Origin of the sequence: Streptomyces sp. TLI_053, from assembly GCF_900105395.1 — a bacterium.
Classification (GTDB): domain Bacteria; phylum Actinomycetota; class Actinomycetes; order Streptomycetales; family Streptomycetaceae; genus Kitasatospora.
The window spans coordinates 2,689,485-2,704,721 of sequence record NZ_LT629775.1; the positions used below are offsets into that span (position 1 = coordinate 2,689,485).

Annotated in this window: 14 protein-coding genes and 1 pseudogene; 3 read left to right on the top strand and 12 right to left on the bottom strand. The window is 73.1% G+C overall.

Translation table 11 applies throughout. The features are described from left to right. Positions 1-61 precede the first annotated feature (61 nt). Positions 62-970 (bottom strand): LysR family transcriptional regulator, encoded by a 909-nt coding sequence (locus BLU95_RS10660; RefSeq protein WP_093859798.1) that lies wholly within the window; start codon positions 968-970, stop codon positions 62-64. A gap of 112 nt (positions 971-1,082) precedes the next feature. Between BLU95_RS10660 and BLU95_RS10665 the strand changes: the two genes are divergently transcribed. Then, positions 1,083-1,832, top strand: coding sequence for a GNAT family N-acetyltransferase (locus BLU95_RS10665; protein WP_093859799.1), 750 nt, complete (start codon positions 1,083-1,085; stop codon positions 1,830-1,832). A 114-nt stretch (positions 1,833-1,946) separates the two neighbouring features. After that, positions 1,947-2,615, top strand: coding sequence for a hypothetical protein (locus BLU95_RS10670; protein WP_159424846.1), 669 nt, complete (start codon positions 1,947-1,949; stop codon positions 2,613-2,615). Between the two features lie 7 nt (positions 2,616-2,622). Here the strand turns inward: BLU95_RS10670 and BLU95_RS10675 are convergent, their stop codons facing one another. The 8 genes and pseudogenes from BLU95_RS10675 to BLU95_RS10705 form a co-directional block, all read right to left on the bottom strand. Next, positions 2,623-3,123, bottom strand: a complete 501-nt coding sequence (locus tag BLU95_RS10675; RefSeq protein ID WP_093859801.1) for a hypothetical protein — start codon at positions 3,121-3,123, stop codon at positions 2,623-2,625. Between the two features lie 74 nt (positions 3,124-3,197). Continuing rightward, a complete protein-coding gene (locus BLU95_RS42225; RefSeq protein WP_231978513.1) occupies positions 3,198-3,335 on the bottom strand; it encodes a RidA family protein in 138 nt (45 codons plus the stop codon). Between the two features lie 55 nt (positions 3,336-3,390). After that, a complete protein-coding gene (locus tag BLU95_RS43245; protein ID WP_093859802.1) occupies positions 3,391-3,606 on the bottom strand; it encodes a hypothetical protein in 216 nt (71 codons plus the stop codon). Positions 3,607-3,711: 105 nt separating this feature from the next. After that, entirely contained in the window at positions 3,712-4,167 is a 456-nt protein-coding gene (locus tag BLU95_RS10685; RefSeq protein ID WP_159424847.1) for a hypothetical protein, read from the bottom strand. Between the two features lie 117 nt (positions 4,168-4,284). Continuing rightward, positions 4,285-4,455 (bottom strand): annotated as a pseudogene (locus BLU95_RS43990) (Rid family hydrolase); the annotation flags it as partial. Positions 4,456-4,810: 355 nt separating this feature from the next. Next, positions 4,811-6,028, bottom strand: a complete 1,218-nt coding sequence (locus BLU95_RS10695; protein ID WP_093859804.1) for an MFS transporter — start codon at positions 6,026-6,028, stop codon at positions 4,811-4,813. A 91-nt stretch (positions 6,029-6,119) separates the two neighbouring features. Beyond that, on the bottom strand, positions 6,120-7,061 hold the full coding sequence (locus tag BLU95_RS10700; RefSeq protein WP_093859805.1) for an EamA family transporter: 942 nt from the start codon (positions 7,059-7,061) through the stop codon (positions 6,120-6,122). 54 nt (positions 7,062-7,115) lie between these two features. After that, positions 7,116-7,757: a mycothiol-dependent nitroreductase Rv2466c family protein gene (locus BLU95_RS10705; protein ID WP_093859806.1), complete on the bottom strand. Its 642-nt coding sequence runs from the start codon at positions 7,755-7,757 to the stop codon at positions 7,116-7,118. Between the two features lie 274 nt (positions 7,758-8,031). On the opposite strand from BLU95_RS10705, the gene BLU95_RS10710 reads away from it, so the two are divergent. Beyond that, positions 8,032-8,907 (top strand): LysR family transcriptional regulator, encoded by an 876-nt coding sequence (locus BLU95_RS10710; RefSeq protein ID WP_093859807.1) that lies wholly within the window; start codon positions 8,032-8,034, stop codon positions 8,905-8,907. A gap of 170 nt (positions 8,908-9,077) precedes the next feature. On the opposite strand, the gene BLU95_RS10720 is transcribed toward BLU95_RS10710, so the two are convergent. The 3 genes from BLU95_RS10720 to BLU95_RS10730 form a co-directional block, all read right to left on the bottom strand. Then, entirely contained in the window at positions 9,078-9,794 is a 717-nt protein-coding gene (locus tag BLU95_RS10720) for a methyltransferase (RefSeq protein ID WP_093859809.1), read from the bottom strand. A gap of 56 nt (positions 9,795-9,850) precedes the next feature. Beyond that, positions 9,851-10,801, bottom strand: a complete 951-nt coding sequence (locus BLU95_RS10725; protein WP_231978514.1) for a pseudouridine-5'-phosphate glycosidase — start codon at positions 10,799-10,801, stop codon at positions 9,851-9,853. 86 nt (positions 10,802-10,887) lie between these two features. Further along, positions 10,888-15,141, bottom strand: coding sequence for an amino acid adenylation domain-containing protein (locus tag BLU95_RS10730; RefSeq protein ID WP_093859811.1), 4,254 nt, complete (start codon positions 15,139-15,141; stop codon positions 10,888-10,890). Positions 15,142-15,237: the final 96 nt, after the last annotated feature.

The window sequence follows — 15,237 nt, forward strand, 5'->3', positions numbered from 1 at the left end:
AGCCGAGGTGGCCGCGTCGACGGCAAGGGCCCCGCCGGATTCCGGCGGGGCCCTTGCCGTGCTACGACACAGGCGGGCGCAGGAGCGCCAGGACGGCGTCCAGCGCCGGGCGGGCCCCCGGTGCCGGGAGGGTCAGGGCGTGGATGCGGCGGACGAGTTGGGGGCCTCGTACCGGGTGCAGGGCGATGTCGGCGGTGGCCGGGGTGTGGGCGTCGGCGGCGAGCTGCGGCACCAGGGCCGCCCCGAGGCCGTTCGCCACCATCCGCAGGGCGAGGTGGTAGTCGTCCACCGCGTGCACGATCCGGGGGGCGAAGCCGGCCAGGGCGCAGGCGGCGCGGACCAGGGCGGCGCTGCCGTCCTCGCGGGAGCCGACGATCCAGGGGGAGTCGGCGAGGTGGCGCAGGTCGACGGCGGCCCCGTCGGCACTGTGGCCGGCGGGCAGGGCCAGCAGGACCGGGTCGGCGGCGAGCGGGTGGACGGTGAACTCGGCGGCCGGGAAGGCCGGTTCGGGGACCAGGTCGTAGCTGTAGCGGACGGCGAGGTCGCAGCGGCGGGCCCGGAGTGCGGCGAGGGCCTCGGGCGGTTCCAGCTCCAGCAGCGACACCCTCAGCTCGGGGTAGCGCTCGCGGGCGGCCACCAGGGCGGGCAGCACGTGCACGGCGGCGAAGGTCGAGAAGCAGGCCAGGGCGACCGGGCCGCGCGGAGTGTCGGCGGCGGCCCGCAGGTCGCGTTCGGCGGTCTCCAGCGCGCCCAGCACGATGCGGGCGTGCGCGACCAGCCGCAGGCCCTCGGGTGTCAGCCGGACCCGGCGGCCGTCCCGTTCCAGCAGCGGCACGCCGGCCTCGCGCTCCAGTACGGCGAGCTGCTGGGAGACCGCCGAGGAGGTGCGGCCGAGGGCGGCGGCGGCCGCCGTCATCGTCCCCCGGTCGGCGAGTTCGCGCAGCAGGAGGAGCCGCCCCGGATCCAACATCAAGCTGTCCTTACAGGTCTGTGAAGCATTACGTGGTGGACCTCAAAGATCCTTCCGGGGCATCCTGCCGCAAGTACCGGGCGGCCCGCCCGGACGGGGACAGGAGAGCACCTTGATCGACACGCGGCTGATCGAACGCCACGCGGCCCGGGCCTGGCCCGCCGAGGAGGTGCGCGAGGAGGGCGGCTGGCTGCTGCGGCACACCCCCGGGGTACCGCGCCGGCGGTCGAACTCGGCGCTGCCGGTGGGGGCGGGCGACGGCCTGCTGGAGGGTCTGGAGCGGGTGGAGCGGTACTACGCCGGGCACGGGCTGCCGGTGACCGTCCAGGTCGCGCCCGCCGAGGAGCACACCGCGCTGGACGCAGCGCTCGACGCACGCGGCTACCGGCGGGACTCGGCGGTGCTGGTCTGCACGGCACCGGCCGCCGCGGTGGCCGCCGCCGCCCGGCCCGCCGCGCCGCTGGACGTCACCCTCGCCGAACACCCCACCCGGGCCTGGCTGGACGCGTACGCGGAGCTGGAGCCCGGCGGGACCGAACCGGAGGCCGCCGAGGAGCTGTTCCGGCGGATCGGCGGGCCGGCGGCCCACCTGGGCGTCGAGCGCGACGGCCGGCTCGTCGGCATCGGGCTGGTGGTGGCGGCGCCCGGCTGCGCCGGGGTGTTCTGCATGGCCACCGCCCCCGCGCACCGGCGGCAGGGCGTGGCCGGGGCGGTCCTGCACATCGGCGCACGCTGGGCGGCGGCCCGGGGTGCGGAGACCCTGTACCTCCAGGTGACAGCCGAGAACACGACGGCGCGGCGGCTGTACGAGCGGGTCGGCTTCGAGGTGTCGCACAGCTACCACTACCGGTTGAAGCCCTGAGGTCCAACGGGCCATCACCGGTCGCCGGACCACCAACAAAGGGAGTCGAGAGTTCCGCATCTTGCCGTAGCATCCCTCCCGCATCTGCAACCGTTTCACCGGGGGGCGACCACAGTGGCCGCACGATCGATCGGCACACCGGCACGAACGGCTGCCGTCAAACTCGCCGCAGGGGCCGTCGCCCTGGGCTGCCTGGCCCTCTCCGGTTGCACGGCCGCGCGGAGCGACGTCCCGGGGACGGACGGGGCGACGCGCGCGGCCCAGCCGGTCAAGTCCCGGGACGAGGCGATGGGCCGGGTCACCCAGGTGCTCGAGCATCTGCGGGAGGCGGCCGTCGGCCAGGGCGGACCGGTGAGCCAGAACCTCGGCTACTACCGGTGCGAGGGCCCCGACATCGCGGGGCCGACGGAGCCGTACGTGCTGAGTTCCGCCACCAGCCTCGATGTCCCGGCCGACGGGCGCGTCGCGATCGTGCGCCGACTGCGGGACGCCCTGAGGGACGAGGGCCTGTCGATCAGCGGCTACAAGGAGCCCGCGGCCACGCCCTCGCCCACGCCTTCACCCGACGCGAACGGTCCGGCGGCGGGGACCGCCCCCGGTGCCTCGTTCCGGGCCGCGTCCACGGGCGGCCCGCCGGGCGACCGCTACCTCGTCGCCGTGGAGGAGCGCTCCGACAAGGGGATCATGCTCATGGTCAGCACCGCCTGTCTGACCCCGCCGGACGCACTACGGGTGCCACCGCTGGTGCCGCCGCTGGTGCCGCCGACGACGAAGGTTCCGTGAGGGCGGATCAGGAGCCGTCCCCGCAGGAGGACTTGCGGCGCCTCTCGAAGTCCTTGGCGCTCAGCAGCTTGTAGTCCCAGTCCCAGCCGCCCGCCGCCCACTTGCCGACGGGCAGGCCCAGCAGCACCTCACCGGGCACGGTCACGGTGAGGGCGCGGTCGCGGACGACCTCCACGGTGTAGCGGCGGTCCGCGACCACCTGCCCGGGCCTGCTGCCGGTGCTCGTCCAACCCGGCGGCAGATCGCCCAGGTCGACGGTCTCCACGGCCGAACGGCCCTCGCGCGGGCGGACCTCCAGCTTCTCCGACCCCGGGAAGACCTTCACCCGCACCGCGTGCAGCCGCTCGTCGTGGCACATCCCGGTCCGCACGACCAGCCGCCCGGCGTCCAGACGCACGCCGATCAGCCGGTCCGCCGGCGGTTCCGGATCGCCGCACCCGGCCACCGCCCCGGCGACCACCGCCACGGCCGCGGCCGTCACCGCCGCCCTGCGCCGCCACTGTTCCATGAGCCCCCGCTCTCCGCTTCCCGCTCTCCGGCTTCCGCTCTCCGCTCGCGCCGGAAGTCGCCCCGGCCGACTTCCTACTCCGCGCCGTCGTCCCCGATCGGCGCCGTCCCGGCTCCGGGGACGTACGGGCCCTTGCGGACGGCCCGCGAGACGCCGATCTCCGGCTCCAGCGGCGAGCCGGAACCGACGTTCCGTCGGGTGCTGTTCTTCATGGGGCCATCATCCCAGGGCCCGGCGCCGCCCCGGCCCGCCGGGGCGGATCCGCCGTCAGACGGCGGCGGCCGACGCGGCGGCCGACGCAGCCGGTCCGGCCGGCGCGGTGAGGGCGGCCGCGGCGGGGGCGGCGGGGCTGGCGGGGGCGGCCGCCAGTTCGACGGGGGTCTCCCGGCGTCCGGCCAGCAGGACGCAGGCGATCACCGGACCGGCCAGCAGGGCGTGGGCGAGCCCGGTGTCCGGGACGGCGGGCAGCTCGCCCCGGTCCACCCGTTGACACCCCAGCCCGATGGGCGTCGTCGAGATCCTGGGCAACGCCAGCGACGTTGCCCGTCGGGCAGGGGCCGTGCGAAGCGCCGGCAACGCGCCCGATCGTCAGGCGCTCGCGCTCCTCCGGTACTCCGCCAGAGCGCCCTCCATGTGTGCAACCGCCCGACTGACCCTCCGGTTGCTCCGGCCGAAACCGGCCAGGTTCTGAAAGGCCACCTTCCTGCCGGACGTCAGTTTCACCCCGGGGCAGAAGGAATGGAAGACCGCGCCGTTGATCACGTCGAGCTCGATGCTCTCCACCTCGCCCCAGCTCGCGCGAAACGGCCTGCCCATCCCGTAATAGACCACACCCTCCCGCGTGGAAACGACCCGCGAGAACGGAGCCTTGACCAGCACCCAGAGGCCCGGAGAAGCGACACATACGCCGTAGAAGACGGCACTTAACGGGTCCGTCTCGAAGACCGTCGCAATGCCGGTCAAAGCCAGAATGGCTCCGATCAGGGTATAAATTACCATCCACGGGCTGGAGAATCGTACACGTGATTTCACCTGGGACTGCACGGCCGACCGAACTCCTCATATCGAGAACCCCCTGGCGGCGACTGCGAAGAGGGATTCCCGTTTCGCAGTCGCGCGCATTTCACAAACAATCACGCACTGTCGATCGCTTCTGCCCGTTCAGATCCTTCGGGTGACATCGGTGAGCAGGATCCTGCTCCGGACGACGTCCGTGAGCCCGGCGCCCGCCGCCCGCAGGGCCGCCCCGGCGATGTCCAGGCAGCGCACCGTCTGCGCGTGGACGTCGCCCGGGCCGACCGTCGCGCCGTCGTCACCGATCGGCGCCGTCCCGGCGACGGCGACCTACGCGCCCTTCCGCACCGCCCGTGAGAAGCCGATCTCCGGTTCGGGCGGCGAGCCCGAACCGACGTTCCGTCGCGTCGTGTTCTCCATCGGGCCATCAATCCCAGGGTGTGCGCACCACTCCGGCCGAGGAGTTGGCGGGGAGTCATGACAGCTGGGGCGACGAGGAGTGCCGGGAGCGGGGAGCGGCCTCGAAGGACCGCGCCCCGCCCGGCAAAGAGGTGTGGGCGCGTGCCGGCCGGCCGTCGCCGGGGGACACGCGCCCACCTCACCGGAGGGGGCGGTACGGACGCCGCGACGGGGGTGGCGCGGCGTCCGTACCGGGCTCCGGTGGTTCGAGGGGTCAGCTCGCCGCCGGGACGGCGCGGCGGCCGGTGGCGGCGCGCAGGGCCACGGCGAGGCCGACCAGGACGATGCCGAACCAGACCACGCTCTTGACGCCCGTGTGGTCGGCGAACAGGCCGCCGATCAGGGCGCCCAGGGCGATGCAGGTGTTGTAGGCCATGGTGTTGAGCGACATCGCGGCCTCGAAGGTCTCCGGCGCGGCCGCGAGCGTCATGTTGATCTGGCTGAGCTGGACGACACCGAAGGCGACGCCCCACAGCACCATGGCGACGATCACGCCGAAGTCGTTGGTGCCGATGGTCAGCAGCATCACCAGGGCGCCGATCAGCAGCAGACCGCCGACCACGAAGCTGCCGCGCAGGCTCTTGTTGACGCTCTGGCCGCCGATGAAGTTGCCGATCGCGCCGCCGATGCCGAAGACGATCAGGACGACGGTGATGAAGCCGACGCTCGCCTCCGCGCTCTTCTCGAGGTACGGGCGGACGAAGGTGTACGCCCCGAAGTGGCCGAGGACGAAGAACACCACCATGACCAGGACCACGCGCAGCGGCACGTTCTTGACCGGCAGGCCGAAGACCTCGCGGACGGAGACCGCGTTCGCCGACGGCAGCGAGGGGATGGTGGCGGCGACGGCGAGCAGCACCAGCGCGCTGAGGCCGGCCCAGATCAGGAAGGTGGTGCGCCAGGAGCTGGCGCTCTCCAGCAGGGTGCCGAGCGGGATGCCGACGACGGTGGCGATCGAGATGCCGGACATCACGACGGCGGCGGCCCGGTTGGCCTGCTTCTCGGGGACGATGCGCATCGCCATGCTGACGCCGATGGCCCAGAAGACGCCGCTGGCGAAGCCCATGAACATGCGGGTGACCAGGATCAGCGGGTAGTTGGGGGCGATCGAGGTGATCAGGTTGCCCACGGCCAGTACGCCGAGCAGGGTGGTGAGCAGCTTGCGCCGGTTGACCCGGCGGGTCCAGGCCACGATGAACGGCACGCCGAGGCCGGCCGCGACGCCCTGGGCGGTGACCATCAGGCCGGCGGTGCCGACCGAGACGTCCAGGCTCTCGCTGAGCGGGGTGAGCAGGCCGATCGGCATCAGTTCGGTGGTGAGGAAGACGAAGAGGCTCGCGGTGATGGCGGCGACGCCGAGCCATCCGTCGGCCGCCGGGCCGCTCTTCCGCGGTGTCGCCGCGGTGGGGAGTTCTTCTTCTTGCGTGGTCATGTCATATCTCCGGAAGTGGTCGGGCGCGGTACCCCGCGCCGGGCGGCGCCGGGTCCGACAAGGTGGTGAGCGTGGTGAGGTGCGCCCGCCGCTACCCGCTGCGTTCCTCTTCGAGGGCGCGCGCGCCGGTACCGGACGTGAGGGGTTCGGGAGGCGCCGCCGCGGGCTCCTTCCGGGGCGGACGGGACTGGCCGAGCACGACCGCCAGGAAGATCACGGCGATGCCGAGGAGCTGGAGCAGCGACAGCGTCTGGTCCTTGAAGAGGAAGCCCAGCAGCGTCGCCACGACCGGACTGCCCAGTGCCAGGAAGGACACCGCCGTGGCCGGCAGCAGCCCGATCCCCCGGAACCAGACGATGTAACTGAGCACCGCTCCCAGGGAGATGAGGTAGGCGAAGCCGAGCACGTTGTCGCCGGTCAGGCCGTCCGGCATGTCCTCCAGCGACAGCCAGAACGGCAGCAGCACCAGACCGCCCGCGGTCAGCTGCCACCCGGTGAAGGTCAGCAGGCTGACGCCGTCCGGGCGGCCCCAGCGCTTGGTGAGCGTGATGCCCGAGGCCATGCACAGGGCGCCGCCGACCGCGGCCAGCACGCCGACGGCGTCCAGCGACACCTTGCCCTTGAAGACGAGCAGGGCCACACCCCCGGCGCCCAGGGCGCAGGCCAGCGCGTGCACGCCTCTGACCCGTTCACCGAGGAACACCGCCGCCAGCAGCACCACGAACATCGGCTGGGCCGACATGATCACCGCGGCGATACCGCCCGGCAGCCGGTAGGCCGCGACGAACAGCAGGAAGTTGAAGGCGCCGATGTTCAGCACCCCCAGCACCAGCGCGCGCAGCCACCAGACGCCGACCGGCAGCTTCCGGCCCAGGGCCAGCAGGAACAGACCGCCCGGCAGGGCCCGCATGGTCGTCGCCAGCAGCGGCCGGTCCGGGGGCAGCAGTTCGGTGGTGATCAGATAGGTGCTGCCCCACACCGTCGGTGCCAGGCCGGTCAGGGCCACCGTGGACAGATTCCGTCTGCTCGTCATGTCGATCTCGCCTCACATCCGGTGGGAAGCACCGCGGGTTCGGGTCCGGCCGGCTCAGTCGAAGATCGGGTCGCGGTCGCGGCCGCGCTTCAGCTCGAAGAAGCCGTCGGTGCTCGTCACCGCCAGTACGCCGTCCCAGAGCTTCCCGGCCGCCTCGCCACGCGGGGCGGGGGTGAGCACCGGACCGAAGAAGGCCAGCGGCTCGCCGTCCGGGCCGGGCACGTGGATCACGGGGGTGCCGACCTCGGAGCCGACCGGGTCCATGCCCTCGTGGTGCTGGATCCGCAGCTTCTCGTCCCACGAGTCGTCGTCCGCGGCCGAGACCAGCTCGAGCGGCAGGCCGGCCTCCTTGAGGGCGGCGGTGATCATGTCGTGGCCGAGCCCGGCCTTCTCGTGGTGGATCAGCCGGCCCATGGCGTTGTAGAGCGGGCGCAGCACCTCGGCGCCGTGCTGCTCCTGGGCGGCGATGCAGACCCGCACGCAGGCCCAGCCGTCGATCATGCCCTGGCGGTACTTCTCCGGGACCTCGCGGCCCTCGTTGAGCACGGACAGGCTCATGATGTGGAACCGGGTCTCCACCGGCCTGACCTGCTCCACCTCCAGCATCCAGCGGGAGGTGATCCAGGCCCAGGGGCAGCGGGGGTCGACCCAGATGTCGGCGGTGATCGTCTCGGGACTGGCCGGTGCGGCGCTCATGGCGGTCGCTCGTCCTTTCGTCTGACGGGCGGCACGGGCGGCACAGGCGCGCGCGGGCACGCCTCGGCGGGGTGCGCCCAGGTGCGGGTGAACGGGGAGAGGTCGACGGCGGCACGGCGTCCGGGCAGGACGGACGGACCCGGTCGGGGCCCGCCCGGCGGAGCCGCTCCGGGGCGGCTCCGACCGTGTGCGGTCGCCTTCAGTGTCGGGCCGCGCGCATCGATGAGTCCAACACATGCTTGTCACCCGTTGCATCGCGGATCACGATGGACGGATGGAGCTCCAGCAGATGCGCTACGTGATCGCGGTCGCCGAGACGAACAGCTTCACCCGCGCCGCCCAGCGCTGTCTGGTGGTGCAGTCCGCGCTCAGCCACCAGATCGGGCGGCTGGAGAAGGAACTCGGCGCGCGGCTCTTCGAACGCACCAGCCGCCGGGTGCGGCTGACCCCGGCCGGGGCGGCCTTCCTGCCCGCCGCCCGGCAGTGCCTGGACGCCGCGGAACGGGCCGCCACCGAGGTCGCGGCCGCCGTCGGGGAGGTGCGCGGACTCCTCAAGGTGGGACTGATCCCCACCGTCGCGGCGGTGGACATCCCGGCCGTGCTCGGCGAGTTCCACCAGCGGCACCCGAAGGCCCGGATCAGCCTGAGCGTCGGGGCCAGCGACGAACTGGTCGAGCAGGTCCGGCAGGGCGAGATCGAGGTGGCGTTCCTCGGCATCCCGGTCACCGCGCACCCCCGGGGGGTGATGGCCAGGGAGCTGGCCCGCGAGCGGCTGGTCGCCGTGGTCTCCCCGGACCACCCGCTGGCCGGCGAGGACTCGGTGGACCTGCGGCGGCTGGCCTCGGAGGTGTTCGTCGACCTCCCGGCGAAGACCGCCGGGCGGGCCCAGTCCGATCTGGCGTTCGCCGCGGCCGGCCTCACCCGCGAGGTCGCCTTCGAGGTGACCAACGCGGACTACCTGGCCCGGCTGGTCGCCGCGGGCCTGGGGGTGGCGCTGCTGCCGCCCCGGTACGTGGCGGGCCTCAGCGGCATGGTCACGATCGAGGTGACGGACGCGCCGTCCCGGGCCGAGTACGTGATCTGGGGCCGGGAGAGCCCGCACCCGGCGGCGGCGGCCTTCCTGGAGCTGCTGGGGATCGGCGAGGACTGACGCCGGGCCGGTGGGGCCCGACGGCGGGCCGGCGAGGACCGGCGCCGGGCCGGTGGAACCGGACGGCGGATCGGCGGGGACCGGCGCCGGGCCGTGGGGCCCGACGGCGGATCGGCGGGGACGTGGAGCCGGGGCCTCCCCGAGGGGAGGGAGGCCCCGGTGGGTGGGCGTCAGGAGAGGCGGTGCACGGTGAAGTCGACCGCCACGTCCAGGACGGGCTGGGTGGTGGTGAACACCTTCTTGTGGGTGAAGCCGCCGTCGGCCACCAGCTTCTCGAAGTACGCGACGTCACCCATGGTGCTGAAGAACATGACCATGCGGCCGTCCTCCGTCAGGTGCTCACGGGCCTCCTGGAAGAAGCGGGTCAGCGCCCGGTAGCCGGCGTCGGTGCCCGCGACGTCCGCGTAGTCGGCGGCGGCGAACCACTGGAACGGAGGGTTGAAGACGATCAGGTCGAACCGGCCCTCGACCGCGGCGAAGACGTCGCTCTCGCGCGCCTCCACCCGGTCGGCGACCTGGTTCAGCTCCGCGTTGGCCCGCACGGCGGCCACGGCGTCCGGGTTGAGGTCGACCGCCAGGACGTCGGCGCCCTTCTTCGCGGCGATCAGGGCCAGCGAACCGCTGCCGGTGCCCATGTCGAGGACCCGGTCGCCGGGCTTGACCTCGGCGAACACCGCGCCGCCCAGCATCGGGGAGACCGGGCAGGGGGTCATCACGGAGGCGGGCACCCGCAGGGTCAGGCCGAGGAACGGGACGGTCTGCTCGCCCTCCTCGCCGCCCAGCTCGCCCAGGGCGCGGCGGAGTTCGGTGATCTCCTTCACCTGGGCCTCGGGGACCAGCGGGCGGTAGGACTCGGCCTCGGAGGTGGACTGCTGCTGAAGCGTCATGTCGTGGTATCCGTCCATGTGTGGGGTGGGTTCGGTGATGGTCGGGTGACGCGGACTCAGAGGTCGGCCCGGAGCCGGGCGTACGCGGCGGCCAGCCGGCCGCCGACCTCGGCGGTGCTGACCAGCACCGCCATGTTGGCCCGGGAGGAACGGCCCTCGGTGGCGGCGTCCACCGCCCGCATCAGGTACTTGGTGATCGCCTGGCCCCGGATGCCGTCCCGGTCGGCGGCGGCCGTCGCCTCGACGATGGCGGCGTCCACCTCCTCGCTGTCGATCGCCTCCTCCGGCCGGACCGGCGTGGTGACCAGGAAGCCGCCCCGGTTGCCCAGGGCCCAGTGGTTCTCGATCGACCGGGCCACCAGCTCGTCGTCGTCCAGCCGCAGCGGGCTGCGGAAGCCGCTGGACTCGCAGTAGAAGGCCGGGAAGTCGTCCGAGCGGTAGGAGACCACCGGGACGCACTGGGTCTCCAGGTACTCCAGGGTCAGACCGAGGTCCAGGATCTTCTTCGCCCCGGCGCACACCACCGCGACCTTGGACCGGGTGAACTGGATCAGGTCCGAGGACACGTCCATGGAGGTGGCCGCGCCCCGGTGCACCCCGCCGATGCCGGCGGAGGAGAAGAACGGGATGCCCGCCAGCTCCGCCGCCACCAGGCAGGAGGCGACCGTCAGCGCGCCCATCCGGCCCTGGGCCAGCACGACCGGCAGGTCCCGGCTGCTGACCTTGGGGATGCCCGGGGTGGAGGCGAACCGCTCGATGTCGGCGTCCGTCATGCCGACCACGATCCGGCCGCCCTCGACCGCGATCGTGGCGGGGACGGAGCCGCCCGCCCGGACGGCCTGCTCCACCTTGCGGGCGGTCGCGGCGTTGTCCGGGTAGGGCAGTCCGTGGGTGATGACGTTGGACTCCAGCGCCACCACCGGGCGGCCCTCGTGCAGCGCCTCGGACACCTCCTCGCTCACGGTGAGCGGCACGGCCCGGTGCGGGAGGGCGGTGGTCGGCGTCACGGTCGCGGGCGTCACGGACCCGGGAGACGCGGACCCGGGAGACGCGGACCCGGGCGTCACGGACCCGGGCGTCACGGTCGTCCCCATCAGAGCGCGTCGGGGCGGTAGTCGGGCACCTTGCCGAGGATGTCCCGGCGGTTGACGATCTCCGGGATGTAGACCTGCTCGGTCCAGTTCTCCTCGGCGATCGACTCGACCGCGATCGACACCACGCCCTCGTCGCAGCCGAAGGCGTCGGTGACCGCCTTGGTCACCGCCGCCAACAGCTCGGCCTGCTGGGTGTCGCTGAGTTCCATCGGGAAGTGCTTGATGTTCACGTGGGGCATCACGGTGTCCTTCCGCAGGTGCAGGCGGCGGTGGACGGCCGTCACCAGCTCGTCGATGTCCGGCGCCCGGAGCAGGGAGTAGTGGTCGGCCGTCAGCTCGACGACGGTCGGCGGGTCGGCCGAGTAGCCGCTGCTGCCGTCGAGGAACGAGTACTCGTCCCCCCGTGCCTTGAAGACGGTGATGGGTGCGGAGACCCGGCGCTCCCGCAGTTCGCGGAAGGTGTAGTTGAACTCGAAGGTCGTCCCCACGATCCGGACGATCCGGCGCACCAGGTCCGGGTCCAGGCCGGGGATGCCCTCGCCGACGAACCGGGCGAAGCTCTCGTCGTCCCGGGCCACCTCGAGGCACCGCTCCAGCAGCGGGCCGTCGATCGTGCCGGTGAACACCGAGAGCAGGATCGCCACGAAGGCCCGGCTGGTGTAACTGGCGGTCCGCTCCTCGGGGCGGGTCCCGGTGGTGCGGACCTCGGGCGAGCCGGGGGCGATCAGGAAGACGTGGTCGACCGTGCGGCCGGCCTGCTCCAACTGGTACGCCGTCTCGAAGGCGACCCGGGCCCCGAAGGAGTAGCCCCACAGGGTGTACGGGCCCTCGGGCTGGACCTCCAGCACCGCCCGGACGTCCGCGGCCGCCATCTCCCTGATCGTCGGGTAGGGGACCTCCCCCGGGTTGACGCCGTGGGCCTGCACCCCGAGGAACGGCCGCCCGGTGCCGAGGCGTTCGGCCAGCAGCCGCAGGTTCATCGGGTAGCCGCCCAGTCCGGGCCAGCAGAAGACCGGGCGTGCGGGTGAGCTCGGCGTGGGTGCGCCCAGCGCCGACGAGCTCGGCGCCGATGAGCTCGGCGCGGGTGCGCCGGAGCCGGTCAGCGGCACCAGGCGCGAGGTGCGCTCCGCCGGGCCGCCGGAGAGCCGCCGGGCCAGGCCCTCCACCGTCGGCGAGGTGAAGACCACCTCCAGCGGCAGCGCCGCCCCGAAGGCCCGGTTGATCCGGTTGACCAGGGTGACGGCCAGCAGCGAGTTGCCGCCGCAGGCGAAGAAGTCGTCCTGCGCGGAGACGCTCTCCTGCTTCATCACCTCCTGCCACAGCACGGCCACCCGGCGCTCGGTCTCGTCCCGGGGAGCCACGAAGGGCCGGTCGGCGGCCCCCGCGACCACCCGGTCCGAGACGGCCAGCGCCTTGAGGTCGATCTTGCCGTTGGCGGTGGTCGGCAGCGCGTCGAGCACCACGACCTTGTTCGGGATCATGTAGTCCGGCAGGTAGTCGACCAGGTCGTCGCGGATCAGCTCGGCCGGACCGCGCATGTGGACCGAGTCCTCCCGCATGCCCTCGTGCCGCCGCTGCTCGCGGCTGACCCGGCCGCCGAGGAAGAAGTACGAGGCGCCGCCCGGCCGGCCCAGCTCGCGCAGGATGCCGTCGAACCGTCGCGCCGAGGGCAGGTCGTCGCCGCCGCGGGAGCTGTAGCCGGAGGACATGAAACCGAGGTCGAGGTCGTTCAGCGACAGCCGCTGCGCCACCCGGCCGAGGTCGATGTAGCGCCGCCACCGCTGCGGTCCGCGGCTGATCACGGTGACCCCGAACGAGGCCCGGCCGTAGACGGCCTGGTTGATCGCGATGACCTGCTTGCGCAGGACGAGGTCGGGCGAGACCAGGCGCAGCCGGCCGTCCTCGTGCAGGTACTGCCCGGCCGGGAGGTCCACGCCCTTGCCGGGGTGGACCTGGACGAACAGGTCGATGTCCCGGTCCTCGCGCGGTCCGCGCCACGGTGTCCAGTCGAAGCTGCCGAGGTAGTGGTCCTGGTCGGCGACACCCAGCCGGGCCTTGACCTCCGGGGTGAAGGGGGCGGGCGCGATGTCGAGGCCGTGGGCCGGGAGGACCTCCTCCAGGAGGCCGACGATGTGGCCGGTCTCGATCTCCAGGACCTCGGTGATGTTGGTCCGGTAGACCGGTTCGATGGCGCCGCGGCGGCCGAGGAAGTGCATCCGGATCCGGGGGGCCGCGGTGGCGGCGGTGTCGTCGGGGGCCCTGCGCGGTCCGGGGATCAGCCGCGGCGCGGGAGCCGCGGGGCCCGCCGGCGCCGCGGACGCCGTCGGTGCCGCGGACGCCGTCGGTGCCGCGGACGCCGTCGGTGCCGCGGAGACCAGGACGAGGCGGTGGTCGATCGGGTGGTGGTAGTGGATGCCCGGCCGGATGCCGGGGAAGCCGGTGATCTCCAGGTACACCTGGGTCGCGTAGAGCGAACCGGGCGAGGCGTAGGCGTACTTGGGGAGCAGCCGCTCCGGGCTCAGGTGCTGTCCGAGGTGACGCAGGATCGCGCCGAGCTCCCCGGTGTCCAGCTCCGCGAGCGGCCGGGAACGGCCGGCGGCGGCGGGGCGGCGGGCCAGCAGCGCCAGCAGGTCGCGCTCGGAGACCGGCGCCTCGCCCTCGTAGAAGCGGTAGGTCTTGCGGGCGAAGGCGAGGGCGCGCTGGGCCTCGGTGGCCGTCCGGCCGGGCAGGTCCACGGAGGGCAGGCCGGCCAGGTCGGCCGCGGTCCGCACACCCGGGTTGGACAGCTGGGCCTTGACCTGGAGCTTGCTCTCCTTGGACTGGTGGTGCGCGCCGTGGCTGCCCTGGTCCATCAGGGCGGCCTCCCTCGGGTCGAGTTCGACGCAGGCGATCAGGTTCTGGAAGCCCGTCCTCGGGTCGTCCTTGACCAGCACCGCCGCGTGCCGGACCCAGTCGTGGGTCTCGATGGCGAGCCGGATCTCGTCCAGCTCCACCCGGAAGCCGCGCAGCTTCACCTGGTTGTCGGCGCGGCCGGTGAACTGGACGGTGCCGTCGGCGTTCCAGTAGGCGAGGTCGCCGGTGCGGAAGAACCGCCCACGGCCGTCGGGGTCCTCGGTGAAGCGCTGCTCGGTCAGGTCCGGCCGGTGCAGGTAGCCGCGCGCCACCTGGACGCCGCCGACAGAGAGTTCGCCGATCTCGCCCACGCCCAGCTCGGCGCCGTCGCGGCCGAGGATCCGGTACTCGGTGCCGTCGACCGGGGCACCGATGGAGACCGAGTTGGGGCCGTCGCCGACGGAGGACTTGGTCACCACGAAGGACGAGGAGTTGATGGTGCACTCGGTCGGCCCGTAGAGGTTGACCAGCTCGCAGCCCGGCAGGGCCTCCAGGAAGGTCCCGGCGAGGGATCTGGAGAGCGCCTCGCCACCGGTGAAGACCTGCTCCAGCGTGTGGCAGGAGTCCAGTTCCTCGGTCTCCAGCAGGGCCTGGAGCAGCGTCGGGACGCACTGCACGGTGGTGACGCCGTTCGCCCTGACCGCCGCGAGCAGCCGCTCGGGGTCCCGGTGGATGCCGGCCCCGCCCACCACCGCGGTGGCGCCGACCGCCGGGGCGAGGATCTCCCACTGGGCGGCGTCGAAGCTGATCGGCGTCTTCTGCAGCACGACCCGGGTGCGGTCGAGGCCGTGGGCCGCGCGCAGCCAGGCCATCTGGTGGGCGATGCTGCGGTGCTCGATCATCACGCCCTTGGGGCGGCCGGTGCTGCCCGAGGTGTAGATGACGTAGGCCAGCGCGTCGGGCGCGGGGTCGGGCAGGACGGCCGGCGCCGGCGGGTGCTCGTCCTCTGCGCGGACCACCACGGTGCCGGCCGGCGCCAGCGCGGTCAGCCGCTCGACCAGCCGGTCCTGGGCGACGATCACCTTCACGCCGGAGTGCTCGATCATGAAGCGCAGGCGCTCCTCGGGGTACTCCGGGGCCAGCGGCAGATAGGCGCCGCCCGCGAGGAGGATCGCCCAGGCCCCGGTCAGCACCTCGGTGGAGGGCTCGACGAACAGCCCCACGCACTGGTCCGCGGTCACTCCGAGACCCCGCAGGTGCCCGGCCAGTCCTCGGCTCCGGCGGACCAGTTCGGCGAAGGTCAGCCGCTCGCCGCCGCCGATCACCGCCGGGTCGTCGGGGCGCTCGGCGGCGGTGCGCAGGAGCAGTTCGGGCAGTAACGGGTGGTCGGCCGGGCCTCGGCCCGACGCTTGGGCAGTCATCTGGTCCCCCTGGGTGTACGGGTGTCCTGGTGTCCGGCTTTCCTGGTGTCCTGTGATGTCCCGGCGCTCCGGCGTCCCGGCGTCCCGGCGGGCGGG